This is a genomic window from Parvibaculum sp. MBR-TMA-1.3b-4.2 (assembly GCF_053628815.1).
The window spans coordinates 970,703-993,721 of record NZ_JBRJHC010000001.1 but is presented as its reverse complement, the minus strand read 5'-3'; the positions used below and the strand labels follow the sequence as shown (position 1 = coordinate 993,721).

General features: G+C 64.3%; 26 protein-coding genes and 1 riboswitch. Of the genes, 13 read left to right on the top strand and 13 right to left on the bottom strand.

Features of this window, described 5'->3' with window-relative positions; genetic code table 11:
* Positions 1-107 precede the first annotated feature (107 nt).
* On the top strand, positions 108-1,013 hold the full coding sequence (locus ACSSVQ_RS04920; protein ID WP_454181128.1) for a crotonase/enoyl-CoA hydratase family protein: 906 nt from the start codon (positions 108-110) through the stop codon (positions 1,011-1,013).
* A gap of 57 nt (positions 1,014-1,070) precedes the next feature.
* On the opposite strand, the gene ACSSVQ_RS04915 is transcribed toward ACSSVQ_RS04920, so the two are convergent.
* Both ACSSVQ_RS04915 and ACSSVQ_RS04910 read right to left on the bottom strand, forming a co-directional pair.
* Positions 1,071-2,318, bottom strand: a complete 1,248-nt coding sequence (locus ACSSVQ_RS04915; RefSeq protein ID WP_454181126.1) for an MFS transporter — start codon at positions 2,316-2,318, stop codon at positions 1,071-1,073.
* Positions 2,315-3,571 carry an MFS transporter gene (locus tag ACSSVQ_RS04910; protein WP_454181125.1) on the bottom strand — a complete coding sequence of 419 codons (1,257 nt, stop codon included), beginning with the start codon at positions 3,569-3,571 and terminating at the stop codon, positions 2,315-2,317. The genes ACSSVQ_RS04915 and ACSSVQ_RS04910 overlap by 4 nt, the downstream gene beginning before the upstream one ends.
* A gap of 267 nt (positions 3,572-3,838) precedes the next feature.
* On the opposite strand from ACSSVQ_RS04910, the gene ACSSVQ_RS04905 reads away from it, so the two are divergent.
* A complete protein-coding gene (locus ACSSVQ_RS04905) occupies positions 3,839-5,029 on the top strand; it encodes an ATP-binding protein (protein WP_454181123.1) in 1,191 nt (396 codons plus the stop codon).
* A gap of 6 nt (positions 5,030-5,035) precedes the next feature.
* On the opposite strand, the gene ACSSVQ_RS04900 is transcribed toward ACSSVQ_RS04905, so the two are convergent.
* Positions 5,036-6,301: a citrate/2-methylcitrate synthase gene (locus tag ACSSVQ_RS04900; protein ID WP_454181121.1), complete on the bottom strand. Its 1,266-nt coding sequence runs from the start codon at positions 6,299-6,301 to the stop codon at positions 5,036-5,038.
* A gap of 114 nt (positions 6,302-6,415) precedes the next feature.
* Between ACSSVQ_RS04900 and ACSSVQ_RS04895 the strand changes: the two genes are divergently transcribed.
* Together ACSSVQ_RS04895 and ACSSVQ_RS04890 are read left to right on the top strand one after the other, a co-directional pair.
* Positions 6,416-7,564, top strand: a complete 1,149-nt coding sequence (locus ACSSVQ_RS04895; RefSeq protein WP_454181119.1) for a citrate synthase/methylcitrate synthase — start codon at positions 6,416-6,418, stop codon at positions 7,562-7,564.
* Between the two features lie 130 nt (positions 7,565-7,694).
* Entirely contained in the window at positions 7,695-8,774 is a 1,080-nt protein-coding gene (locus ACSSVQ_RS04890; RefSeq protein WP_454181117.1) for a DUF2332 domain-containing protein, read from the top strand.
* 155 nt (positions 8,775-8,929) lie between these two features.
* On the opposite strand, the gene ACSSVQ_RS04885 is transcribed toward ACSSVQ_RS04890, so the two are convergent.
* Positions 8,930-9,631: a Crp/Fnr family transcriptional regulator gene (locus ACSSVQ_RS04885; RefSeq protein WP_454184650.1), complete on the bottom strand. Its 702-nt coding sequence runs from the start codon at positions 9,629-9,631 to the stop codon at positions 8,930-8,932.
* Between the two features lie 95 nt (positions 9,632-9,726).
* Between ACSSVQ_RS04885 and ACSSVQ_RS04880 the strand changes: the two genes are divergently transcribed.
* Positions 9,727-11,094, top strand: a complete 1,368-nt coding sequence (locus ACSSVQ_RS04880; RefSeq protein ID WP_454181115.1) for a DUF1254 domain-containing protein — start codon at positions 9,727-9,729, stop codon at positions 11,092-11,094.
* 46 nt (positions 11,095-11,140) lie between these two features.
* Here the strand turns inward: ACSSVQ_RS04880 and ACSSVQ_RS04875 are convergent, their stop codons facing one another.
* From ACSSVQ_RS04875 to ACSSVQ_RS04860, 4 genes are all read right to left on the bottom strand, one after another.
* Positions 11,141-11,935, bottom strand: coding sequence for a nitrilase-related carbon-nitrogen hydrolase (locus ACSSVQ_RS04875; protein WP_454181113.1), 795 nt, complete (start codon positions 11,933-11,935; stop codon positions 11,141-11,143).
* Between the two features lie 80 nt (positions 11,936-12,015).
* Positions 12,016-12,474 carry a hypothetical protein gene (locus ACSSVQ_RS04870; protein ID WP_454181111.1) on the bottom strand — a complete coding sequence of 153 codons (459 nt, stop codon included), beginning with the start codon at positions 12,472-12,474 and terminating at the stop codon, positions 12,016-12,018.
* A 6-nt stretch (positions 12,475-12,480) separates the two neighbouring features.
* Complete coding sequence (locus tag ACSSVQ_RS04865) at positions 12,481-12,753, bottom strand: hypothetical protein (protein WP_293328828.1); 273 nt, start codon at positions 12,751-12,753, stop codon at positions 12,481-12,483.
* Between the two features lie 58 nt (positions 12,754-12,811).
* Positions 12,812-13,120, bottom strand: a complete 309-nt coding sequence (locus ACSSVQ_RS04860; protein WP_454181109.1) for a hypothetical protein — start codon at positions 13,118-13,120, stop codon at positions 12,812-12,814.
* 165 nt (positions 13,121-13,285) lie between these two features.
* Between ACSSVQ_RS04860 and ACSSVQ_RS04855 the strand changes: the two genes are divergently transcribed.
* Positions 13,286-14,395 carry a DUF2336 domain-containing protein gene (locus ACSSVQ_RS04855; RefSeq protein ID WP_454181107.1) on the top strand — a complete coding sequence of 370 codons (1,110 nt, stop codon included), beginning with the start codon at positions 13,286-13,288 and terminating at the stop codon, positions 14,393-14,395.
* On the opposite strand, the gene ACSSVQ_RS04850 is transcribed toward ACSSVQ_RS04855, so the two are convergent.
* Entirely contained in the window at positions 14,392-15,183 is a 792-nt protein-coding gene (locus tag ACSSVQ_RS04850) for a helix-turn-helix domain-containing protein (protein WP_454181105.1), read from the bottom strand. The two genes, ACSSVQ_RS04855 and ACSSVQ_RS04850, sit on opposite strands and share 4 nt — an antisense overlap.
* Positions 15,184-15,376: 193 nt before the next feature.
* Positions 15,377-16,441 (bottom strand): Rieske 2Fe-2S domain-containing protein, encoded by a 1,065-nt coding sequence (locus tag ACSSVQ_RS04845; RefSeq protein WP_454181103.1) that lies wholly within the window; start codon positions 16,439-16,441, stop codon positions 15,377-15,379.
* 228 nt (positions 16,442-16,669) lie between these two features.
* Positions 16,670-16,765: riboswitch (cyclic di-GMP riboswitch) on the top strand.
* Positions 16,766-16,927: 162 nt separating this feature from the next.
* Between ACSSVQ_RS04845 and ACSSVQ_RS04840 the strand changes: the two genes are divergently transcribed.
* From ACSSVQ_RS04840 to ACSSVQ_RS04820, 5 genes are all read left to right on the top strand, one after another.
* Complete coding sequence (locus tag ACSSVQ_RS04840; protein ID WP_454181101.1) at positions 16,928-17,671, top strand: AAA family ATPase; 744 nt, start codon at positions 16,928-16,930, stop codon at positions 17,669-17,671.
* Positions 17,672-17,695: 24 nt separating this feature from the next.
* Entirely contained in the window at positions 17,696-18,136 is a 441-nt protein-coding gene (locus tag ACSSVQ_RS04835; protein WP_454181099.1) for a hypothetical protein, read from the top strand.
* A gap of 249 nt (positions 18,137-18,385) precedes the next feature.
* A complete protein-coding gene (locus tag ACSSVQ_RS04830) occupies positions 18,386-18,778 on the top strand; it encodes a MucR family transcriptional regulator (protein WP_339614545.1) in 393 nt (130 codons plus the stop codon).
* 192 nt (positions 18,779-18,970) lie between these two features.
* The gene (locus ACSSVQ_RS04825) at positions 18,971-19,441 is read left to right on the top strand and encodes a PAS domain-containing protein (protein ID WP_339614537.1); all 471 of its coding nucleotides are present in this window, start codon (positions 18,971-18,973) and stop codon (positions 19,439-19,441) included.
* A gap of 103 nt (positions 19,442-19,544) precedes the next feature.
* A complete protein-coding gene (locus ACSSVQ_RS04820) occupies positions 19,545-20,036 on the top strand; it encodes a hypothetical protein (protein ID WP_454181097.1) in 492 nt (163 codons plus the stop codon).
* Between the two features lie 28 nt (positions 20,037-20,064).
* On the opposite strand, the gene ACSSVQ_RS04815 is transcribed toward ACSSVQ_RS04820, so the two are convergent.
* A complete protein-coding gene (locus ACSSVQ_RS04815) occupies positions 20,065-20,628 on the bottom strand; it encodes a helix-turn-helix domain-containing protein (RefSeq protein WP_454181095.1) in 564 nt (187 codons plus the stop codon).
* Positions 20,629-20,825: 197 nt separating this feature from the next.
* Here ACSSVQ_RS04815 and ACSSVQ_RS04810 point away from each other — a divergent pair, with 197 nt between their 5' ends.
* A complete protein-coding gene (locus ACSSVQ_RS04810) occupies positions 20,826-21,173 on the top strand; it encodes a helix-turn-helix domain-containing protein (protein WP_339614542.1) in 348 nt (115 codons plus the stop codon).
* Positions 21,174-21,176: 3 nt separating this feature from the next.
* Positions 21,177-21,947: a DUF6456 domain-containing protein gene (locus tag ACSSVQ_RS04805; protein WP_454181092.1), complete on the top strand. Its 771-nt coding sequence runs from the start codon at positions 21,177-21,179 to the stop codon at positions 21,945-21,947.
* On the opposite strand, the gene ACSSVQ_RS04800 is transcribed toward ACSSVQ_RS04805, so the two are convergent.
* Together ACSSVQ_RS04800 and ACSSVQ_RS04795 are read right to left on the bottom strand one after the other, a co-directional pair.
* Entirely contained in the window at positions 21,944-22,363 is a 420-nt protein-coding gene (locus ACSSVQ_RS04800; protein ID WP_293325108.1) for a SufE family protein, read from the bottom strand. The genes ACSSVQ_RS04805 and ACSSVQ_RS04800 overlap by 4 nt on opposite strands.
* Before the next feature lie 179 nt (positions 22,364-22,542).
* Positions 22,543-23,007 carry a DUF5330 domain-containing protein gene (locus tag ACSSVQ_RS04795; RefSeq protein ID WP_454181091.1) on the bottom strand — a complete coding sequence of 155 codons (465 nt, stop codon included), beginning with the start codon at positions 23,005-23,007 and terminating at the stop codon, positions 22,543-22,545.
* Positions 23,008-23,019: the final 12 nt, after the last annotated feature.

Here is a 23,019-nt window from a genome sequence, read left to right as displayed (position 1 = left end):
GGCGCGGTATTTCGCGCAATTGACGTTGCGGCACTGGGGACACTCTCCCCGACAGGGCCACACCAGAAAAAGAATTCGGCAAAAGCCACATACAGGGAGGACCATGAATGGCCTATGAGACGATCAAATACGAGGTGAAGGACAATATCCTCACCATCACTCTCAACCGTCCCGACAAGCTCAACGCCTTTACCGGCGAAATGATGCAGGAACTCATCGACGCCTTCGACAGGGCGGATGCCGATGACGACGTGCGCGCCATCGTGGTGACGGGCGAGGGCCGTGCTTTCTGCGCCGGCGCCGACTTGTCCGCAGGTGCCAAGACCTTCGATTATGCCGAACGCGAAGACCGTCCGGACAAGGCGGGAGACCCCCGCAATGCCGATGGCAGCATCGACTGGAGCAACCCGGCGGTGCGGGACGGCGGCGGTCGCGTGACGCTGCGGATTTTCGAATGCCTGAAGCCCGTGATCGCTGCCGTGAACGGCCCGGCGGTCGGTATCGGTGTCACCATGCAGCTCGCCATGGACGTTCGCCTGGCCTCGGAAGATGCGCGTTTCGGCTTCGTCTTCGCCCGCCGCGGGATCGTGCCGGAAGCCTGTTCGAGTTGGTTCCTGCCGCGCCTTGTGGGCATCAGCCAGGCGCTGGAATGGACCTATTCGGGCCGTGTCTTCCCGGCGCAGGAAGCGCTTGAGGGTGGTCTGGTGAAGAAGCTCTACAAGGCTGACGAGTTGCTGCCCGCCGCCTATGAAATGGCGCGCGAGATCGTCGACAACACCGCGCCGGTGTCGATTGCGCTGACACGCCAGATGATGTGGCGGATGCTGGGAGCCGACCATCCGATGGAAGCCCATAAGGTCGACAGCCGCGCCATCTATGCGCGCGGCGCGCAGGAAGATGCGAAGGAAGGCGTGATGTCATTCCTCGAAAAGCGCCCGGCCAAATATCCCAACAAGGTTTCGGAGGACATGCCGTCCTTCTTCCCCTGGTGGGACGAGCGCAAATACAGCTGATCGAAAAACGAGGGAGCGGGCGGTTATGTCCGCTCCCTTAGCTCTTTGCTGCTCCCGTCAGTAGTCCCCGGCTCTGGCTGCTTCCATCCGCCAGAGCGGCGTGAAGAAGAAGATCGAGAGCCAGAGCAGGATCATCAGCGAGACGGGCACCAGCACTGCGTCGAGCGGTCCGATCGCGGCGATCACATATCCCATCAGGAATGAACCCAGCGGTCCGCCGCCCATCGTGCCGAGCGAGAAGCCGGCCAGCATGCGCGCGCGCATGGCGTCCGACGCCGCCTCCTGCACCACGGCGCGCGACTGGCTCATCGAGATGCCCGCAGCTAATCCCCAGGCTAGCGCCAGCAGGTAAACTCCCCAGACTGGCGGGTGGAAATGGATAAGGATCATCACGGTGGAGCCCGTGCACATGGCGAGCATGATGGCGCGCCCCTGCCGCCGGATAGGCCGCATTCGGCTCAGCGAGAGCGAGGAAATACCGATCCCGCCGAAAAAACTCATCATCACGAAACCGACCTCGCGCGAACTGCCGTGATAGACGTCGCGAATGAGGATCGGAAAGACGACCAGAAACACGCCCATGAACAGAATGCCGGAAAAGAACATGAAGACGAGCACGGGCCGTACGCGGTCGTCGGCCCAGATCGCGGCAAGTCCTTCCTTCACATCCTGAAGGGGAGAGCGCCGCGCGCCCTCGCGCTTGGTCGGCGGGGCGGGAGAAAGCTGCGAGGTGGAAAGCGCAGCGATGACGAGAAATCCGCTCTGGGCGATCAGTAGCGGAACGGCGCCGATATATTCCGCCGGGCCGCCGATGAGGAAGCCGACGACCTGACCGAGGAATTGTCCCCCGATCGCCATGGCGACCGCGCGCTGAATATTGCCGCCAAGGCTCTTCATGGCGACGCGCGACAGCATCGAGTCGCGCGCGGGCATGATGAAGCCACCAAGCGCCGAGGCGCTCAGCGCATAGAGGATCGCGATTTCGTAGGTCAGGAAGCCCGACATCATCAAACCGGCAAGCGCCAGCGGCGGAAGGACGCCGATGAACTGGAGCCGCATCAGATGGGTCCGTAGTTCCACCCGATCCGCCGCCGCGCCGCCGAACAGGCTCAAGAGAAGCATAGGCAACATGGAAAGCATCTGCGCAATGCCGACGCGGCTGGAGGGTTCGTCCAGCACGAAGGCGACGATCCAGGGGTAGAGCACGCCCTGAATGCCCATGGCCGTGAAATAGCTCCATATGCCGACCATGTACCAGCGATGGTCGAGATTGTGCTGCCGTGGAGAGCCGTTCGCTGAAGTCATAACATCTGCTCTTCGTCCCGATAGGCCCAGAGGGGCGAGAAGCGGACCAGGCCGGCGAGAATGAGCGCGACGATCAGCGCCGGAACGAGTGTAGCGGTGTGAATGCCCATCGTGCCGACGAGATAGCCCATGCAGAAGGAGCCGACCGGTGCGCCGCCGGAAAATCCGAGCTGATAGAGGGCGAGTACGCGGGCGCGATGGCTGTCGGGCGCTGCAAGCTGCACGATGGTCCGGCCCATCGTCATGGTGGTGCCGGCGCCTGTGCCCCAGATGAAGATCAGGATGCACAAGGCCCAGAACGGAAGCGAGAGACCCAGCAGGGCAAGCACGACGGCACCGGATATGAGTGAAGCGATCATGATGCGTCCGCGCCGCTCGATATGGCCGGCGCGAAGCAGCACCAGAGTGGCCGCGATGGTTCCGCCCCAGAAGCAGATATTGACGAGAGCGAAGCGGACCGTGAACTCATCGGGCGTGGAATGATAGACGTCGCGGATCATCAGCGGCAACACCACCAGAAAGCTGCCGACATAGAAGATACCGACGGCGAACATGGCACCGATCACGGTAATGACGATCGGTTCGCGGCGCGACACCTTCAATCCGTCCAGAATCTGCGCAAGAGGGCCGTCCGTGCCGGGGGCATGGGACGGCGGCAGCGGCGCCAGCCGCCAGCTTGCGATACCGCCCGCGATCATCACCGTGGCCTGGAAGAAAAGCAGCACATGCGTGCCGGTGTAGGCGGCGGTCGCGGCGATCAGCATGCCGACAAGCTGCGAGATCATCTGCGCGCCCATGGCAAGCGTCACCGCCTGCTGGATGCCGGTTTCGGCGACGCGGGTCAGGGCGGAATCGCGCGCTGGCAGGGCAAAGGCGCCGAGCGTCCCCATCGCGAGCGCATAGGCGATCAGGGCCCCGTAGCTGAGTTCGCCATAGAGCAGCAGAATGGCGAGCAGGATCGGCGGCAGGGCCGCAAAAGCGTGAACGCGGATCAGAATGGTGCGGGCGTCGGACCTGTCCGCCATCGACCCGCCCAGCAGCATGAAGAGGATGGCGGGGGCCATCAGCGACATCTGGGCAAGGCCGACGCGATAGGCCGGCTCGTCCAGCACCTGCGTCACCAGAAAGGGGAAGATCACGAACTGAATGCCGAGGCTCACATACCAGCTCGCCTGGCCCGAAAGGTAGAGGCGCAGACGCTGCTTGCGGCTTGTTTCGGTGGGAAGGGGAGCCGCCCCGGATGGCGTTTCCATGACGGATCAGGCGCCCGAATGCCGGCCTGGACGCCTGTATGGCTCTGGTCTGTCCATTGTTTCCCCCTGATCGCTCTGATTCCTATGCGTTCATAAGACGCGATCCGGTCCGAAGCGTCCAGCATGTCGGTTATGCGAATTATTTGTGATGACCGATTTCCGTCCGCGCTTTTTCAAGGTCCGTTAAAGGGTTGCTCCCATTCTTTGTCGCCATAGCGCGCCGGTGAAGGGATCGGGTGCGCCGGGTGGGCTGTAGCGAGTGAGATAATGCAAATTCCGATAGCGCGGGATCTTGCCGAGAGGGTAGCGCCGTTTTCGTCCCGGACGACATGTCAGGAAGTCTTCGACCGGTTCATGGCGAGCGGGTCGCTGCTGAACGTGCCCGTGGTGAACGACGGTCGCCCGGTCGGGATGGTGAGCCGTCAGGACTTCCTGCTGGTCTATGTTCGCCTGTACGGACGCGAGATCTACGGGCGCCGCCCGATTTCATCGCTGATGAACCGTTATCCCCTTGTCGTCGATGCGTCCGAGAGCTGCGAACAGATCAATGCCCGGCTCTTCGGATCGGGGCTCTCTTCGCCGCTGCAGGGCTATATCGTTACCGAGAACGGAACCTATTTCGGTCTCGGCGCGGCGGCGACGCTGATGCGTGTGATGGCGGGACTGACCGAGCGCCGCGCACAGGACCTGGAACGCCAGCGGCAGCGCGCGGAGGCGGCCAATCAGAGCAAAACGAAATTTCTGGCGACCATGAGCCATGAACTGCGTACGCCGCTCAACGCGATCATCGGCTTCGCGGATCTGATCCGCATGGAGCTTTATGGAGAGATGCAGCCCTCGCGATACCAGGAATATGTCGCGGATATCCACAATTCCGGCATCCATCTTCTCGGCATGATCAACGAGCTTCTCGACATGGCGAAGATCGAAGCGGGGCGGTCGGAATTGAACGAAACCGAGATCGTCGTCCCGGAGATCGTGGATGAGGTGGTCCGCATGCTGCGACCCTCGATCACGGAAAGCGGGCTGACGATTTCCACGCAGATCGCGGAAGACCTGCCCACGCTCTTTGCGGACGAGCAGCAAATCCGGCGCATTCTGGTCAATCTCGTTTCGAACGCGGTGAAGTTCACGCCGCCGCAGGGGACTATTTCGGTTGTCGCGGAAGTCGCCGGAGATGGCGGCATGCGGATTGCCGTGCACGATACGGGGATCGGTATTCCCGCGGACAAGCTGCAAAAGGTACTTGAGCCCTTTGAGCAGGTGGAAAACTCTTTCACGCGGACAAGGGCGGGGACGGGTCTCGGTCTGCCGCTCGCCAAGGCGATGGCGGAGGCGCATGACGGCGTTTTATGCCTGGAAAGCGAAATCGGCATGGGGACAACCGTCTGTGTTTGCCTGCCGCCCGCGCGCCTCGTGCCGCCGGCACCCGACCGACAAATCACGGAAGTCGCCTGATGCGCCTCACTGGAGGCCGATGCGGGGCGTCTCGCCGACATAGCGGGCCCGGGGGCGGATCATCTGGCCCGAGCGGTATTGCTCCATGGCATGGCCGATCCAGCCCGTCATCCGGCCCAGCACGAAAAGCGTGAGCGCCGCGCCGCGCGGCAGGCGCAGCACCGCGCCGGTGGCGGCGATCGCAAAGTCGATATTGGGATGCAGCCCGCCTGCCTCGGCCATGACGCGGCGGACGCGCTTGACGCGCTGGAACACCGCATCGTCGGAATGCGAGCGCGCCAGCATGTCCAGCAGGCATTTCGCGCGCGGATCGCCCTCCGGATAAAGCCAGTGGCCGAAACCGGGCGGGGGATCGTTTTCGCGCAGGCGCTGGATTACCGCATCTTCGATGTCCTGCCGGTTGGCGAGATCGAATAGGAAGCTTTCGACGCGCGTGGTGAGGCCGCCATGCTTCGGACCCTGCGCGGCGCAGATGCCCGCCTGCATGGCGGCATAGAGATTGGAGCCCGTGCCGGCGACGCAGCGCACGGTAAAGGCCGACGCGTTGAGCTCGTGGTCGGCGGAGAGAACAAGCGCCGCGCGGATGAGTTCCGCGCCCGGCCGGTCGCCGTAAGTCATTGAACGGCTAAGCATTTCATGGACGGGCTCGGGGCCTGGCGTCTCACCCGCGACAATCGCGGCGCAAAGCCGGAGGAGGCGCGCGCCGGTGGCGGCCAGACCGCGCTCGGTCATGTTGTAGACGGCGGCGTCTTCCAGCGCGGCCACCGGCAGGAGCGCGAGACAGCGCTCGATCCGCGGCATGGTCTTGAGTTCCGCGGCCAGCGTTTCGAGCTTCGGCGTCCAGGGTGGTAGCTCGGCGCGGGTGAAGGGCTGGATGTCGCTGAGGCCCCAGAGCAGCGTCGCGACCTGCTCGAGGCTCGCATGTTCGGCCAGCGCCGTCGCATCGGCGCCGCGATAGAAAAGTCGGCCCTCGCTGATGAGCGTGATGGCGCTTTCCAGCACCGGCTGGCCGCCAAGCCCGAACCCCGCTTTTGCACCGGGCGGGAGGGCCGTTTCGCCCGGAGAACCGCCGCGGCGGGCCTTGAGTTTGCGGATATCCTCGGCCCGGTAACGCTTGGCGCGGCTGTCGGGGACGGGTTCGGAGCGGATGAGATCGCGGCTCACATAGGCGTAAAGCGTGGCGAGGCTAACCCCCAGCTCCGCCGCCGCCTCGCGGGCGGAAAGATAGAGATTTTCCAGAGAATCCGGGGATTTCTTAGATTTATCTGCCATCTCTGAAATGCTGCGCTGCCGAAGTATTTTAATATTGATTAGCTTAATCAAGATTGACCAATAATCAAGCCGTCGCCAGTTTCCGCTCATGAGTTTGCAGAGAAAGGTGACGCCATGAGCAAGATTGAGATGAAGGCGGGGCGAGATTGGAACCATGCCTCGAAGGAGGCCAGCGCGAGCGGCCTGGACGATGTGGTCGCCGCCGAAACGGCGCTGAGCGATGTGGACGGTCAGGCCGGACGGCTGATCGTCGCCGGGCATAAGGTGGAGGCGCTCGCCGAGAGCCATGACTTCGAAGCGGCGGCCGCCGAACTCTGGAAGGCCGCCGGGCTCGACCCGGCGCCGGAGGCGGGCGAGGTGCGCCGGCTGCTCGGCGAGGCGCGCGGAGATGCGTACCGGCTGGTGCCCGGACTGCTTGCGATGGGCAAGGGGCTCAACGTGATCGAGGGGCTGCGGGCGGGGCTCGCGCTCCTGCCGGACGAGGGAGATATCCCTGCCCATATCCGCGCGCTGGGCGCCGCGCCGGTTTTCGTGGCTGCGCTCTGCCGGGCCGGGGAGAGCAAGGAGAGCATCGCGCCGGACCCGAAGGCGGGACAGGCGGCGGATTTTCTCCGTATGCTGAACGGAAAGACGCCGACGGAGGGCGAGGTGAAGGCGCTTAACGCCTATCTCGTCACGGTGGCGGATCACGGCATGAATGCCTCGACCTTCACCGCCCGTGTGACGGCCTCGACGAAGGCGGGGATGATCTCCGCCGTGGTGGCCGGGCTCTGTGCGCTCAAGGGGCCGCTCCATGGCGGCGCGCCGGGACCGGTGCTCGACATGCTCGACGATATGGGCACGCGGGAGAACATCCGCCCCTGGCTCGAAAGGGAAATCGGCGAAGGCGCAAGGCTGATGGGCTTCGGTCACCGCGTCTACCGCGTACGCGATCCGCGTGCGGATGTTTTCAACAAGGCGCTGACCTATATCACCAGCGGCAATGACCGCATCGCCTTCGCCCGCGAGGTGGAAAATGAAGCGCTGGCGGTGCTGAAGCGCGCCAAGCCCGACCGTCCGCTCGACACCAATATGGAATATTACACGGCCATATTGCTCGAGGCGCTGGGCATTCCGCGCGCGGCCTTCACGGCGATCTTCGCCATGTCGCGGATCGCAGGCTGGACGGCGCATGTGATCGAGCAGGAACGGGTGGGCCGTCTCATCCGGCCCCAGTCCCGCTATGTCGGCGTGTGGCCGGCGGGCGAGACGGAAGCGGCTTAGCCGTTCGGTTGCTTCCATTGTCAGTGTCATCCCGGGACTTGTTCCCGGGATCCATTGGCCCTTCGGTAAATGGAAAAGAGAGTGGGTCCCGGCAACAAGTGCCGGGACGACATGGAAGGCAAAATCGAAAATGACAAACAGCAACGACATTCGCACTGCTTTCGAGCGGCAGTCCATCGCCTGCGACTATCTGGGTTCGCCCTTCAATGCGCGTCTGTGCCGCCTGCTGGGTGAGCGGCTCGACCAAGATACGACTTTCGGTCGGCGCATCCTGACATGGAACGGCAATCCGCAAAGCGATGCGCTGGCGCTGCGGGCGGCGGGTGCGTTCCACGCGTTGAAGCGGCAGGAGAGGGCATCGCTCGCGGCTGCCTATCCGCCCAACGAGGTGACGGAAGACGCGTTGTGGCAGGCGCTTGCCGCGGCGGTGGAACGGGAAGACGCGTTCCTGACGGCGTTTCTCGACAGCGCGCCGCAGACGAACGAGGTTTCGCGGTCGAATGCGATCCTTGGCGGGTGTCTGCACATCGCGGCGCGGATGAAACAGCCGCTCGACATTCACGAGATCGGAGCGAGCGCCGGGCTCAATCTCAATTTCGACCGCTATCACTACGATCTCGGCGGACGCGAATGGGGCAGCGCCGACGCGCCGGTCAAGATCACGTCGGCATGGGAGGGCGAAACGCCGCCGCTCGATGCGCCGCTTGCCGTCGCCTCGCGGCAGGGCAGCGACCTGAACCCGCTCGACGTGTCGGACGAGGCGGCGCGGGAAAGACTGCTTTCCTATATCTGGCCGGACCAGACGGCGCGGCTGCAACGGATCGAAGCGGCACTCGCCTTCGCCGCGCAGAGCGGCACGGCGGTGGAAAAGGCCGATGCGTCGGAATGGGTGGCGCGGCATTTCGACAAGCCGGGCGAGGCCGGACGGACGCGCGTGCTCTTCCACACCATCGTCTGGCAATATTTGCCGGCGGAAACGCAGGCGCGGATCGAAGCGGTGATGGAGGCGGCGGCCCGCGACGCGAGCGAGGCCGCGCCGCTGGCCTGGCTGAGCATGGAGGCGGATGACAAGGAAGCGGATTCCGCCGCGCTGCGGTTGCGGTTATGGCCTTCGGGAGAGGATGTGGAACTCGCCCGTACGGATTTTCACGGCCGTTGGACGCGCTGGGTGGGGTCCGCGACGGTGCGTCACGGTACAGCCTCATCCTGAGGAGGGCCTTTGGGCCCGTCTCGAAGGATGGCGACCGGCCCGGGCCTCGCCCTTCGAGACGCGGACTGGCGTCCGCTCCTCAGGGTGAGGAGGAAAGTTGATGTAATGCGAGGGGAGAGTGGGTCCCGGCTTCCGCCGGGATGATACTGAGTTTATTAACCCGGCGCTGTGTCGCGAATGCGCGCCAGCGCGGCTCTGTCGAGAAGTTCGATGGCGCCATAGGAGCGTTTGACGAGACCCTGTTTTTCAAACGCGGCGAGCACGCGATTGACCGTCTTCCGCTCGACGCCGACCATCTCCGCCAGATCGGCCTGGGTGAGGGAAAACCGCCACCGGCCCGCCTCCGGCGCCACGCGGTCGCTGAGCGCGTAAAGGCGCCCGGCAATGCGCTCGCGCGGCGCCAGGGTCAGAACCTCCGACACGACCCGCGTCATATATTGGAAATGCACCGCATCGAGCTGCATGATGCTGTCGATGAATTGCGGGCTCTGGCGGATCAGTTGCACGATCGCATTGCGGGGAATGAGAAGCGCCTGAACCGGCCCGTCGGCGATCGCGGTGACGAGGCGCTGGCCGTCGCGCAGGACGCCCGCCTGACCGAACCATCTGCCCGGTCCGACAAGATCGATCAGCACCGTCTCGCCATGGCTCGTGGCGGCATAGAGACGAATGCCGCCGTCCAATACGCAGAAAAACCCGCCCGCCTTTTCCGTCGCGCCATATATCCAGTCGCCATCGGCAAAATGCACATCGACGGCGCCGTCCAGAAGCTGCCGGCGCAGCGGGGCGGGCTGCCGGGCGAACCAGCCGGTCGACGGCATGTCCCGCAGGCGTTTTTCCATTTCCGCTCTGTCCATCGCCAAAATGTACCTCTGAGGACAATTACTGTCCATCGGCGGGACTAGTCTGCGCGCCGGCAAAAACAGCGGTCCTGAAATCCGGGAAATGAATCATGAATGACACTGTCGCGGCATCGCCTCTCGACGCCGATATGGCGCAGGAAATTGCAGTCGATGCGTATATCTATGCCTTTCCGCTGGTTGTGGCGGAAATTTCGAGGCGCGTGCTCACCAATGTGCGGCCCGACCGGGGAGGGAACAGCCTGCAGGTGAGCGCACCGATGAACCGCTTCGCGCATATGAGGCAGTTTCCCGACGACAGCTTTTCAGCGGTCGTCAGGCCCAATGCGGATACGCTCTATTCGGCGCTCTGGTTCGATGTGAGCGAGGAGCCGCTGGTGATTTCCGCGCCGGACTCAGGGGGACGTTATTACCTGCTGCCGATGATGGATATGTGGACGCATGTCTTTGCCGCGCCCGGCTCGCGAACCACGGGCACACATGCGCAGACATTCGCGATTGTCGGGCCGGACTGGAAAGGCGGCCTGCCTTCGGGTGTGAAAGCCTATCGCTCGCCGACGCCTGTCGGCTGGATGATCGGACGCACACAGACGAATGGTGTGGAGGACTACGAAGCGGTGCGCGCCTTCCAGGCGGGGATAGAGGCGGTGCCTCTCTCGGCCTGGGGCGGCACTGCTTATGAGCCGCCTGCGCCCGCTTTCGACCCGGAACTGGATATGACCGCCCCCAGCGATCAGGTCTTTGCGATGGATGCGACGACATTCTTCGGCCTGTTCGCAAAGCTCTTGCGCCGCAATCCGCCCCATGTGGACGATCATCCGATGCTCGACAGGCTGGCGCGCATCGGCCTCGTGCCGGGGCAGGGGCTCGACATGGAAAGTCTTTCGCCGGAGGTGCGGGCGGCCATCGAGGCGGCGCCGGCGCTGGGCCGGGAAAAAATAGGCGTCGCGATGTTCCGCACCGGGACCCTCGTCAATGGCTGGCGCCTGATCGCCCATCCGATGGGAACCTATGGAACGGACTATATGCGGCGCGCGGTGATCGCCTATTTCGGCCTCGGCGCGGTACCGGTCGAAGACGCTGTTTATCCCAGCGCCTGGACGCAGGAGGACGGCAACCCCTTCGACAGCGCGGCGAAATATGTCATGCATTTCGAGCCGGACCGGATACCGCCTGCGCGGGCCTTCTGGTCGCTCACGATGTATAATGACAAACAACTCTTCGCGGCCAATCCGATCGACCGCTTCGCCATCGGCGACCGGGACAGGCTGCATTTCAATGCGGATGGATCGCTCGATCTCTATATCCAGCGCGACCAGCCGTCGGAGCCCGAGCGGCAGGCGAACTGGCTGCCCGCGCCGGCCTCCGGCAGTTTTTCGATGAACCTCAGGGTCTATTGGCCGAAAGCCGAGGTGCTGGACGGCATCTGGGCGCCGCCGCCCGTCACGCGCCTGGATTGACCGGAGGGCGGATTTCGCGAATGACGAAAGCGCGAAGCCTGAGCGGTCAGGGTTTAACCGGGTCGGCCTTTTCCACGCGAAACCGCCGTTCGTCGAGATAGCAATAATCCCGGCGGGACAGGCCGATCCGGTCGAGATCGATCTCGACGGAGCCGATGCCTTCTTCGGTGCCCATTTCCAGAAGCGTGCCGCCGTCGGGCCCGGCGACCATGCTGCCGCCGGCAAAACTCATGCCCTTACCGTCGCCGACACGATTGGCCACGGCGAGGAAAAGCTGGTTTTCCTGCGCGCGGACGGCGACGGCGCGGCGGTGCACCTCGCCGTAAGGATCCATATTGCCGTTGCTGAGGGCAATGACATCCGCGCCGCGCGCGGCGGCGAGGCGGGCGGGCTCGGGGAATTCGACATCGTAGCAGATGAGCGCGCCGAGCCTGTAGCCGCCCGCATCGGCAACCGCCACCTCCGAGCCGGGCCGGAAGATGGCGAGATCGTCGCACCAGAGATGCGTCTTGCGATAGGCCATGAGAAGACCGCCGGGGCCGATGACGGCGGCGGTGTTGAACAGATCGTCGCCGCTCCGTTCCGCAAGGCCGATGGCGATGACGCAGGAATGGCGCGAGGCGAGTGCGCCCAGTCTTTCGACGGTCGGCCCGCTCAGCGGCTCGGCAACCGCCGCCACGCTCGCACGGTCGGCAAATCCGCTCGTCGCGGTTTCCGGCAGGACGATGAGGTCATGCGACGGGCCGGCCTCTTCGATGATCGCTTCGATACGTTGCAGATTGTCGGGCGCGCACCCGTCATCGATCCGCATCTGCCCCAGCGCTATCTTAAGTTTACTCATCGAACTCAACTCTGACCTAAGGACCGGCCTTCTCCCCGATCAATATACACGAAACGGAAGGGGTCGCGGTCGGCGAGCCCTCAGTTCGTGCCGTCCGAGCAGGGCGGCCTGTCGAGGAAGGTGCGGCTCATCAGCTTCACCGCATCCGCATCCATGAGCTCCGGGTGCCACTCCGCCGTGCGGACGATGCGCGAGGCAAGCTGGTCGTAGCTTCTCGGTCCATCGAGGTTCAGGCAGGCATAGGGATCCTTGGCGGAATTGCCGAATATCTTCTTCGCCGCTTCATCCGTATGAAGATAATGGATCACGGTGAAATAGTTGACGATGTACTGGCGACAGCTTCGCGCGGGGATCGGCGCATGTCCGACCGGATTGAGGTGCCAGGCCGACAGAACCTTGCAGGCGTCGTAAAGCTCGCGGCCCGTGGAGATGCGCGAGCGCGCCTCCGCCGTCTGGACGAACGCCGTCAGGGCCAGGGCAAGACCGAAGACAAGACCGAAGCCCATAAGGGCCATGCGCGAGCGGGCGGTTCTCGTCATCTGAGATCACGAATTCCCGCCGGAACCGAACCAGCGGTCCCAAAGCTCTTCGCTGCACTCCCGGCCCGACATCTGGCTGGTGATGAGCCGCATGGGACGTTCCACGCTTTCGGGCACGTCGTCCGGATCGCCGCCCAGCGTTTTCGCCATCGGCTTGTAGGCGTCCGCAGCCATTTCCCGAGCCAGCATCCGGCACGGGTCCGCGGTGCCGTAATAGAGCAATGGCGCCAGAATGGCGGCGACGATCAGGATGACGATGAGACCGAGAACGGCACGCATATTTTTACTCCCCCTCCAGGTCCTGTTCCCGTGTGGGGGACCTGCTCACGATGTTCAATCAGTAGCCGAACGGGCTGGTGGTGGACCGCCCGGTGTTCGGGTCATTTGCATCCCGTGCGCCGCTGTCGACGCGGCAGGAATTGAAGCCCGCTTTCCAGCCCGCCCGATAGGCGTCGCTGCTTTTGTAGAGCGCTTCATTCCGGTTTGCCGCATCTTTCTTGCCGGATGTGGCCGCCCAGCACCCCGCGGAATGGCCCTGCCTGTATTCGGGGGTATCGGCGTAAGACTGTGTGCCCATATCCGCGCAACCGGCCAGAATCGGCAGAATTCCACCAATCAGCGTGAGTGCGAGTGCATATCGGGGCATGCCGCAGCCTCCTTTTCCGGACCATGTCTTGCCATCGAAGATAGGGAGGCGGCGGATAAGGCGCAAATGCGACCATCATGCTTTACGAGGTTTTAACAGGCCGGGTGCTTCACTGAGGTCGGGATTTATCAAGGAGCGCCGCGCGACGTCGCGCCCGCATCGTAAATGGCTCTGGGCATTACGCAGAATAGGACCGTCGACGCGCCTGCCGATACCGGCCGGGACGGGGAGACCGTGTTGCGGCGGATCGCGGATCTGGCGCTGCTGCCGAGCAATCTCGTGCCGCCGCAGGAGCGCAGCCTGCTCGACGGCGTGCTGGCGCAGCTGGTGAGCCGCCTCGATGAGGGGATGCGCCTGCGGCTGGCCGAACGGCTGGGGCAGCAGAGCGATTGCCCGCGCGAACTGGCCATGGCGCTGGCGCGCGACGATGTGAAGATTGCCGAGCAAATCCTGCTGGAAGGCATGCCGCTTGCGGACGGCGATCTGGCGCGGATCGTGTCGGAGAGCGACGAGCCGCATCGTTTCATCATTGCAGGCAGGCGCGGGCTTTCGAGCGCCGTTGCCGACGAGATCATCGAGCATGGGGAGACGGCCACGATTTGCCGCCTGCTCAACAACCGATCCGTGCGCCTTTCCCTGCGCGCCATCGAAATCCTCGTGGCCCGAAGCGCCAGCGACCCGGAATTCCGCGAACCGCTGCTGGCGCGGTCCGAACTCTCCGCGCGTCTGGCGCAGCTTATGTTCTGGTGGTGCGAGGGGGGGCAGCGGCTGGAAATCATGCAGCGCTTCACCGTCGACCGCTCTCGTATTCACGACCTCCTGGATCCCATCCTCGGGGATGGAGAGGGCTTGCGCGGGATGGACGATGCGATGCGCGTGGCGCTTTCGCTATTGGGTCGGCCGCGCGAAATCGACCGTGAAAAGCTGATGTCGCTGGTTGCCGGTGTCGCCAAGGGCGAGCTGCACAGGTTTTCCGAAGACCTGGCGGCGATCTCCGCGGTCAGGCCCGAAACCATGTACCGCATACTGAACGATCATGGCGGCGAGCCACTCGCGGTGTTTGCCAAGGCGATGTCGCTTTCCCGAAAGGAGTTCGGGGAACTGATCGTCGTCACGGTGGATGCCCGCCAGGAAGGCCTGCCGACCAAGCAGGATCTTGACCGGATCGGCGGTCTGTTCGACAGTCTCACCGCCGACAAGGCCGATGTCGCATTGCGCTATTGGGATGTCGCTATGGGGACCGAAGCCGGACGGGCGGAAGGCGAGGGAGCCTAGTCCGCCGCCGAGGCGCGGGTCAGCTCGGCGATGATCTCCGGCCCCGTCTCGCGTGCCTCGTCGCCGCCGGTTTCGTCCAGCACGACTGCCATCTTGCGCCGGAAACCCGGACCGCTCACCAGCTCTTCAAGCGAAAGCCGTGCGCGCTGCGCGGTGTCGATAATGTCCTGCTCGGCTCGGTCGATCAGGTCGAGCACCATGCGCGTGCTTTCCAGCATGTCGTCGATCCAGCCTGCAAGCTCGGGATCCTGCATCTTGAGCGAAACGGCATCCGACACGAGCTGCGTCACGGCGCGACGTACCGCCGCCGTGTCGAAATCGCCGCCCACCAGCGTCAGCAATGTGCGGACCTGCGCATTGACGCTGTTGACGAGCGCGGCGCGCTGCCGGGCCCGCTTGCGCCCGGTATCGGTGACGGGCGCGAGATCGTCGAGCGAGACGCGCAGCACATCGGCAATCGCCGCCATGGTGCGGAAGCTGCCATCCTTCTTGCCGGTCTCGATTTCCGAAAGATAGGGCGCGCCGACACCGGCGCTGCGTGCGAGGTCGATCGCCTTCATCCCGCGATGTTCGCGCCAGACGCGGACGGGATTTTCGCCATTGGCGATGCGGCGCGCCACCGGCGCGGGGACGGGCGTAAGCGCATGTTCGAGCGTCGCGGCGGCGCTGTCGCGCTCGGCGGCCTTTTTCAGCGCGTCGTAGCGCGCCACGGGCAGCACGACGAATGCAGGCTCGCCATTTGCGCCTGCGATGCGTTGAACGCCGTCATCATCGTGTTTCTGGGTCATCCCGCCGGCCGGAGATAGGGCTCCATCCCGCCGGGCTCACGGCGCGGCGGAAGTGAAGTGCAACGATTCGCTCCTGTGTGAATCAAAGCACAAGGGCTTAGTCATGTCTAACCGCGTCCATTTTGGATGAAAGATGCGTGCGACAGGCGGTTACGCGCCATGCGGCAGCCCGGGCGGCAATCCGGACGGAGGGTCAGCTCCGCCAGCGCAGCGTGGCGGGTTTGACCGGATTGGCGAAGGGGCGGCGCTCGTTTTGCGCGGTCTCCCACTCGTTTTTGAGCTGGTTGTACCACTTGGCCTGCACATCGGCGTCATTGATGAGCATGAGGCGCGGGTCGAAGCGCAGGCCCTCCTGCTGCAGGTTCACCATGTCGCGGTCCTGCTTGAGGAAGGCGCGGACGAAACCGCGCGCGACGGGCCGCAGGAGCGAAAGGAGGGGCATGGTCCAGTAGAAGCTCTGCGTGATCTCCGTATGCGCCTCGTCGACCGGCGTCACGCTGGTCAGGCCGATGACGCGATGCTTGCCGACCTTGATGTGCTCGATACGGATGCCCGGCAGGCGGAAGCTGATCTCTGTGGTCGGCGCGCCGCCCAGAAGCTTGTAGGCGAAGGAATTGCTCGACGGCCGGTGCTCCACCATCTTGAAACCGAAATCGGCGGGCGCAAACTCTTTCGCCTTTTCATGGATGGAGCGCGCGCTGCGCCAGTACCAGGACTGATGCACGAAGGGACCGTGCGCGGGATCCATCAGGCCGATCACGGCGTGATCGATATGGCAGTTGAAGACCATCGTTTCGCGAAGCCGCGGGGTCGCTGCATCGCCGATATCGGGCATGACGGGCGGGTCGATCTCCGGCGCGCGGTCCGGCTCGTCGGGCGAGGCCATGAAGACCCAGATATTGCCCTGCACCTCGCGCGTCGGATAGGCGCGTACGCGGATCTTGTCCACCTCGACATTCTGTTCGGGCACCAGCGAGGGAATCTCCGCGCAATGACCGTCGGCGCGGAACTTCCAGCCATGATAGGGGCACTCGACCGTGGCGCCGGGGCAGCCCGCTTCGCCTCCCTCAAGCAGCCGGCCCGCCGACAGCGGGACGCCGCGATGCGGGCAGATATCCTTCAGCGCGAAAACCTCTCCCGCTTCGCTGCGCCCGATCACGACGGGCTCGCCCAGCAGCACCTTGTGCACGAGACCGCCCGGCCTGAGCGCCTCGGCGGGCATGGCGAAGTACCAGATATTGTGAAGAAAATTCGGCATGAAAGGATTGTCGCTCGGTGATGATCCGGATCGTTGCAAAGCGCGGGCATTATGGACGCGCGGGGGCGGCCACGTCTAACGGGCAAACCTGCCTGCGACCTCCAGCCGCGCGTCCGGGATGCGCGAAGAAGGCCGATAGTTCGGTTCTTCTTAAAGGTTTTAAACGCCCGTTAACAGGCCATGCGTAGCGTGAAGGCAAGGGAATGCAGATGGTCTCCATTTGCACCCGGATGAAAATGGCAAACCGCCGGAAACGGCGGGACGCAAAGCTTCCGGCCCTCCTTGCGCATATGAGCTGCGCAAAAGGGTAGCGGGGTTGCCGCCGGACAGGATCCCGGAGACGCGCGACGGAGCGCCATGCTTCCGCCACGACAGCTCTCCCGTATTCGGGCACAGATCGCCCGATATGCACCCGCCCATGCGCCAACCTCCGATGAAGCCGGCTTTGCACCCGTCTCCGGCCACAGGTCCGATAGGAGTGTTTCCATGCCGGCACCGATGCGAATCTTCGTATTTGCGTCCCAGAAGGGAGGCTCTGGCAAGACGACGCTTGCCGGGCACGTTGCGGTTCAGGCCGCGCTGGCGGGGCATGGCCCCGTCGCCATCATCGACACCGATCCGCAGGGCAGCCTGGAGCAATGGCGCGCGGCACGGAATGCGGATATGCCGACCTATATCAAGGCCGACATGACCACGCTGGCAAGCGCAGTGGACCAGGCAAGGGCGGCGGGCGTCCGTCTTCTCGTCATCGATACGCCGCCTGCCATCACGCGCCAGATTTCCGATGTCGTTGCCCATGCCGATCTCGTGCTGGTGCCGACCCGTCCGAGCCCGCACGATCTGCGCGCGGTGGGGCCGACGGTGGATATTGCCGAATGGCACAAGAAGCAAATGATCTTCGTGGTCAATGCCGCGACGCCGCGTGCGCGCATCACCTCCGACGCGGCCGTGGCGCTGTCGCAGCACGGCACAGTAGCGCCGGTGACATTGCATCACCGTGTCGAATTCGCCGCCGCCATGATCGACGGGCGTACGGTGATGGAGGCAAAGCCGGCTGGCCGGTCCGCCCGCGAGATGACCGAACTCTGGGAGTATCTTGCCGAGCGTATTGCCCGCATGGACGCCGCCGATGAGGAGCAGGCCGGCGCCGCTGCGCCGCGCGTGCCCTACCGGACCAATCTCAATGCGCTTGGCCGAAGTGCACCCATGTTTGGCCGCCGCGCCAACTGATCATAGCCGGAAAGGAACGAGACGATGAGCCGAGACGGATTTGCGACGCTCGATGCCGGTATGATGATGCGCCGGCACGATCTTCCCTTTACGCCGGAAGGCGCGCGCCACGGGCAGGGCCAGCAGACCCTGCGGACGCCGCCGCCGATGCCCGGCCCCGATCCGCGCGAGACGCTGGGCCTGCCGCCGCAGGAAAGCCGCGACGTCCCTGCCGAAGACCGTCTTCGCTATAACGGTCCGGAACGCCGCCGGTGCGATGTCAGCCCCGCGGTGGAGCGCCGGGGCAGTGTGCCGCCACGCGTGAAGACCTCGATCCGGCTGGAGCAGCATCGCTATGTGCGCATGAGGCTGGCCTCGAACGTGCTGGAGCGGACGCATCAGGACCTGATGATGTCCGCGATCGACGCCTATCTCGATGCGCTGCATGTGCCCCGCTTCGACCCCCGCAAGCGCTACCTTAAATAATGCGCTCAAATGGACAGCGGATGCTGTGTGCCGTCTTCCCGCGCGTTTAGGAAAAACAATGCCAATGGAATGGCGCACATTATTTAATTTTTATCGTTAAGTGCATGAAACCTTGATTTTTCATCTCTAAAACAGCTATAGAGTGCCCAACCGAGATAAATTGAATCGAAACCGGAGCAAGTCGCCGTAAAGTCCGCGCCCGGTTTCGGCGAGCGGGGACGGGGCATAGTGACGGCTGAACTGATCGACATGACGGCGGAGATAGTTGCCGCTTATGTGGGACACAATAATGTCTCGCCGGATGACGTATCTAAACTGATCGAACTCGTTCATGGCGCCCTGGCGCAGGCCGCGTCGGGCGAAGAGGACGGACAGGAGCCTCTGCCCGATCCCGCAGTGCCGGTGGATCAGTCGATTACCGCCGAATATCTGATCTGCCTGGAAGACGGCAAGCAATTCAAATCGCTGAAGCGCCATATCCGGACCCATTACGATCTGTCGCCGGAAGAATATCGCGAACGCTGGGGCCTCCCGGCGGATTACCCGATGGTGGCGCCCAATTATGCGAAAGCGCGTTCCCGCCTTGCCAAGAAAATGGGGCTCGGCCAGAAGGGACGCGGCGCGGGCGGCCGCAAGCGCTGACCCCGCTTCCTACCTGCATTCCGCCCTCTTGCAATCTTTCCAGACGGGATTCATCATCGTTCAAGTGATTCGCGCGCCGCTCCGGCGGTAGCGGTATGCTGAAAGGATGAAGCCCTGTCGCACGCAGACGAGATAGGCAGTTCGCAGCTTCAGACGATCCGTGCACAGCTTATCCTGCCGGAGCAGCAGGAGTTGTTCGACTACTGGCGCAGCAAGGTGCCGGGCGAACAGGACGGCGCGACCGGCCATTGCCCGCGCCGGATCGACATTCATCCCGGTGAAATGCGCGCGCTTCTTCCCTCGATCAGCCTTTACGATGTCGTGGACGACAACCCGTCGCGCCTGCGTGTGCGCCTGGCGGGAACGCGGCTGCGCGATTATCTGGGGCAGGAAACGACCGGCCTCATGCTCGACGAGCTGGAGCAGGGAGACGGTCGGGCCTATTGGGAAGTCGCCTATCGCGAGGTCATCCGCTCGCGGCGTCCTGCGCAGGGCGTCATCGAGGCGGGCCGACCGGGCGGGGCGAAACTCTTCCGCTTCTGGCTGCGCCTGCCGCTCGAAAACGAGGAAGGTCGCATTCACATGGTGATGGGCCATGACGTTTTCCTTCAGTCGGAAAAGGCGCATGCGCTGGCAAGCCGCGCCAGCCTTCAGATCGCCTGACCACTTTCCACCCTGTTTTCTTTCGTGACGCCGCCGCTTGATGTTGCGCCGCCTCATGGGCGACACTATGCGCAGGGGACGGTGACGAGAGTGGAGGAGACCCATGCGTTTTGCTGGAAGGATGAAGCCGTCGGCCATTCGGGCCGTCGGCACGATCGCGGTAACCCTTTCGGTCGCTTTCCTCGCCGCGCCCGAGGCGCGCGCGGCCAATGCGGTGCTTGAAGGCGGCGTCAAAACCATCGAGTCCGGCGAAAGGGCGGTCTTCAACATCAAGGGCGCCGCGAACGTTCCGACCGATCTTGCCGCGCAATGCACCATTCGCGATGTGACGGGCCGCGCCGCCATCACCTTCGATGCGGAAGGCTATGTGCCGCTCTCCGCCCCCGCGGTGGGCGACCGGCTGTCGCTGACGCGGGGCGAGACGAGAGACTATTCGCTGAACGGTGCGATCCGACCGGCGGACAAGGGCGAGAGCTACATCGCCTTTTCCATGATCGATCAGCCTGCGTCCTTCTGCTTTCCCGGCATGGAATGCGGCGGCAAGGATAAAGTGGCGACCAAGGCGACCGTGGAGTGTCGGAACGTGGGCGAGTGAGCACGCGACCGAGTAAGCACGCGAGCGTCTAGTCGAAGCGGCGGATCATCAGGGCGACGGGTGCAAGCCAGTCGATCCCGTCGAGCCGCACTGCCTCGGCCCCGGCGATGGGGACGAGCACCAATGAATCTTCCTTGCCGATAGAAACCAGTTTCCCGAAGCGGACCGTTCCCCCGGCTGACAGGATGCAGTCCCGCCCGGCGAACTGCGCCGCCTCGCCCGCCGCATGTTTGCTGCCGACCAGAAGGTCGCCGGACAGATAGGGGCCGAACGTGCCGGCGATGCGAAGGGCCACGGGCTCGCGCACCGCCACGTCCAGGGTGAGGGATGTTTCTCCCGGCGCGGGCGGGCTGACGCCGCCATCGGGCGCGAGCAAGCCCGCGAGCAGGACCGCGCCTTCATCCGGCGTGGCGATGAGGTCGCTCACGGCGACATCCAGCGCGCTCGCAAATTTCTCCAGCCAGTCGGTGGACACCGTCATGTCCGCCGTTTCCAGACGCGAAATGGTCGCCGCCGTCGTGCCGAGACGGCGCGCGAGGTCTCCCTGCGTCAGGCCGCGGCGGGTGCGGAAATGGCGTAGGCGGGTCTTCACGGGTGGGGGGCTCCGAAAGGATCGATCGACCGATATATTATCCCCGGTTTACGAAATGTGTAAATAATTGTCCAGTATATTCGTAAGTTCACAGTTTGTTTCTGTGGCGTACACGGTAGCTGGAGGGAAAAATGCAGGCGAGCGAAAGGGCGGTCTTACCCGGTCGGCAAGGAGGGCGCTGGCGTCACCAAGGCCCCATGGTCACCTTGTCGGAACCGGACCGGCTGGCGCAGGTGGCGCTGATGCAGGAAGTAATCGCCCGCGCCTGGAACGTGCCGGTGGTCGAATTGCGCGCACCGACCCGCCGCCATGCGCCCGTGGCGCAGGCCCGGCAGGTCGCCATGTATCTCACCCATGTGGCCTTCGGGTTCAGCCTTTCCGCGGTCGGGCGCTATTTCGGCCGCGACCGGACGACGGCGGCCCATGCCTGCCGGCGGATCGAGGACAGGCGGGACGACGAGGCGTTCGACCTGCTGCTCGACCGGCTCGAACAGTCGGTGCGGGCCCATGCCTGCGACTGTATCGGCAAAGCGGGGGGCAATTGAGCCATGGCCGTCGCGGAGCGGGAGCTGGCAAGGGAAGTAAGGCGGCTGTTCAGGCGGTTCGGCGAAACCGGCGCCTATGTGGCGCGGCTGCCGGACGGAGATTACGGGCTGTTCGTGGCGCGTAACCGCTGGCAGCGCCCGGTGCTGAAGCTGGAGGCGCGGATCTGGCGGGATATGGAGGCACGCGATCTCGTGACCTGCCGGGAGAACAGGGAGAATGCCGGGATATGGACGCCGAGCGAGGCGGGCCGCGCCTGGTTCCGCCGTCTGGAGGCGGCCGCCGATCCTTTCCAGACGCAGCATCGAACGCTTTCCCGCAAGCCCCATCCCGACCCGCAGGAGAAGGAAAGGGTGGTCGTCAATGAAGGGGAAAGCCCGCTTGGCTGGCTCAGGCGGCGCAAGGGGGCGGGCGGCAAGCCGCTGATCGGCGAGGCCGAGTTCGAGGCGGGCGAGCGGCTGCGCCGGGATTTCACGCTGGGCCGGATGGCGGCGCGGGTCACGGCGGACTGGGCTTTGGCGCTGGCGCCGGGCGGCGGGCCCCGCAGCGCCCGCGACCCCGCGAATGCGAGCGATACGGCGTTTGCGGCGCGCGAACGTCTTGCACGCGCGCTGGCCGCGGTCGGCCCGGGACTTGCCGAGCCGCTCTACTATCTATGCTGCGAGCTTGAAGGGCTTGAAGCGGTGGAACGCCGGTTCGGCTGGCCGCCGCGCTCGGGCAAAGTCGTGCTGCAGATCGCACTCGCCCGGCTCGCAAAGCATTACGGGCTGGGTTAGGCCGTGGCGGCTTTGGCATCCGCCTGGATGCGGGCGACCATGGAGAAAAGCCCGTTCGAGCGCTGCGGGCTCAGATGCTCGTTGAGGCCGAGTTTCTGAAAGATCTCGCGGGCATCGATCGACGAGATCTCCTCGGGCGTCTTGCCGGAGAAGATGCGCAGCAGAATGGCGATGAGGCCGCGCACGATATGCGCATCGCTGTCGCCGCGGAAGACGAGGCGGGGCTTGCCGTCGTCGCCCTCGCGAAGTTCCCGCACCAGCCAGACCTGACTGGCGCAGCCTGTGACCTTGTTTTCCGGCGAGTGCTCTTCGTCGGTCAGCGGCTGGAGTTCCTTGCCCAGTTCAATGACATAGCGATAGCGCTCTTCCCAGTCGTCGAGAAAGGCAAAATCCTCAATCAGTTCTTCCGCGCTCATGCCAGCCTGCTGTCGCCTGCAAAATTCATGTCCGGCTAAGGACATAGCCATGATGGCGGCGGGACACAAGCGCGCGGGCCGCAGACACCAAAACGCCCCGTCCGTGGAACGGACGGGGCGCTGGTTGACCGGGATTCCTAGGTGCCCGGTCATGACGGCGGCCTGAGGGGTGGTGGCGCTCAGGCTCCCGTCATTAGTTGAGGGGGGCGGGCGGCGGGAACCGCATAGGCCGGCGCCTGGTGCTGCGTGTCCGTGTCGGATTTTTCCGGCTGCGCCACCGCCCGCGATTTGCCTTCTGCACTCGTTTCCCGCGCCTTGTCGGTCAGCCAGACAAAGATTTGTCCGCCGTAATAGGTCGTCTGGTTGATGACGTGATCGATGACGGCGCTGCTGCGGTCGCAGACCTCCGGATTGCGGTCGCAAAAGCCAAGCACATCATTGGCCGACTTCGCCGCGAGCGTCAGCGCCTCGCCGGCATCCATGTCGGGCTCGGTCTGCCCGGCCGGCTCTGCGTTTGCCAATGCGGCATTGGTGAAGCCGGTCTCCTGCTGCGGTGTGTTCGAGGCCGTGAGATTGCCCGCCGACGGCAAAAGGAAGGCGAGCACGGTAATCCAGAAAGCTGCTCTTAGAAGAAACGAAAACATCGGTACCACCCT

Excerpts from the sequence above, each read along its gene's own strand:
- ACSSVQ_RS04920 (WP_454181128.1), top strand. The coding sequence starts at position 108 with ATGGCCTATGAGACGATCAAATACGAGGTGAAGGACAATATCCTCACC.
- ACSSVQ_RS04905 (WP_454181123.1), top strand. The coding sequence starts at position 3,839 with ATGCAAATTCCGATAGCGCGGGATCTTGCCGAGAGGGTAGCGCCGTTT.
- ACSSVQ_RS04890 (WP_454181117.1), top strand. The coding sequence starts at position 7,695 with ATGACAAACAGCAACGACATTCGCACTGCTTTCGAGCGGCAGTCCATC.
- ACSSVQ_RS04855 (WP_454181107.1), top strand. The coding sequence starts at position 13,286 with ATGGCTCTGGGCATTACGCAGAATAGGACCGTCGACGCGCCTGCCGAT.
- ACSSVQ_RS04805 (WP_454181092.1), top strand. The coding sequence starts at position 21,177 with ATGGCCGTCGCGGAGCGGGAGCTGGCAAGGGAAGTAAGGCGGCTGTTC.
- ACSSVQ_RS04900 (WP_454181121.1), bottom strand. The coding sequence starts at position 6,301 with ATGGCAGATAAATCTAAGAAATCCCCGGATTCTCTGGAAAATCTCTAT.
- ACSSVQ_RS04910 (WP_454181125.1), bottom strand. The coding sequence starts at position 3,571 with ATGGAAACGCCATCCGGGGCGGCTCCCCTTCCCACCGAAACAAGCCGC.
- ACSSVQ_RS04850 (WP_454181105.1), bottom strand. The coding sequence starts at position 15,183 with ATGACCCAGAAACACGATGATGACGGCGTTCAACGCATCGCAGGCGCA.
- ACSSVQ_RS04810 (WP_339614542.1), top strand. The coding sequence starts at position 20,826 with ATGGTCACCTTGTCGGAACCGGACCGGCTGGCGCAGGTGGCGCTGATG.
- ACSSVQ_RS04885 (WP_454184650.1), bottom strand. The coding sequence starts at position 9,631 with ATGGACAGAGCGGAAATGGAAAAACGCCTGCGGGACATGCCGTCGACC.
- ACSSVQ_RS04915 (WP_454181126.1), bottom strand. The coding sequence starts at position 2,318 with ATGACTTCAGCGAACGGCTCTCCACGGCAGCACAATCTCGACCATCGC.
- ACSSVQ_RS04800 (WP_293325108.1), bottom strand. The coding sequence starts at position 22,363 with ATGAGCGCGGAAGAACTGATTGAGGATTTTGCCTTTCTCGACGACTGG.
- ACSSVQ_RS04865 (WP_293328828.1), bottom strand. The coding sequence starts at position 12,753 with ATGCGTGCCGTTCTCGGTCTCATCGTCATCCTGATCGTCGCCGCCATT.
- ACSSVQ_RS04895 (WP_454181119.1), top strand. The coding sequence starts at position 6,416 with ATGAGCAAGATTGAGATGAAGGCGGGGCGAGATTGGAACCATGCCTCG.
- ACSSVQ_RS04845 (WP_454181103.1), bottom strand. The coding sequence starts at position 16,441 with ATGCCGAATTTTCTTCACAATATCTGGTACTTCGCCATGCCCGCCGAG.
- ACSSVQ_RS04870 (WP_454181111.1), bottom strand. The coding sequence starts at position 12,474 with ATGACGAGAACCGCCCGCTCGCGCATGGCCCTTATGGGCTTCGGTCTT.
- ACSSVQ_RS04820 (WP_454181097.1), top strand. The coding sequence starts at position 19,545 with ATGCGTTTTGCTGGAAGGATGAAGCCGTCGGCCATTCGGGCCGTCGGC.
- ACSSVQ_RS04840 (WP_454181101.1), top strand. The coding sequence starts at position 16,928 with ATGCCGGCACCGATGCGAATCTTCGTATTTGCGTCCCAGAAGGGAGGC.
- ACSSVQ_RS04880 (WP_454181115.1), top strand. The coding sequence starts at position 9,727 with ATGAATGACACTGTCGCGGCATCGCCTCTCGACGCCGATATGGCGCAG.
- ACSSVQ_RS04860 (WP_454181109.1), bottom strand. The coding sequence starts at position 13,120 with ATGCCCCGATATGCACTCGCACTCACGCTGATTGGTGGAATTCTGCCG.
- ACSSVQ_RS04830 (WP_339614545.1), top strand. The coding sequence starts at position 18,386 with ATGACGGCGGAGATAGTTGCCGCTTATGTGGGACACAATAATGTCTCG.
- ACSSVQ_RS04875 (WP_454181113.1), bottom strand. The coding sequence starts at position 11,935 with ATGAGTAAACTTAAGATAGCGCTGGGGCAGATGCGGATCGATGACGGG.
- ACSSVQ_RS04835 (WP_454181099.1), top strand. The coding sequence starts at position 17,696 with ATGAGCCGAGACGGATTTGCGACGCTCGATGCCGGTATGATGATGCGC.
- ACSSVQ_RS04795 (WP_454181091.1), bottom strand. The coding sequence starts at position 23,007 with ATGTTTTCGTTTCTTCTAAGAGCAGCTTTCTGGATTACCGTGCTCGCC.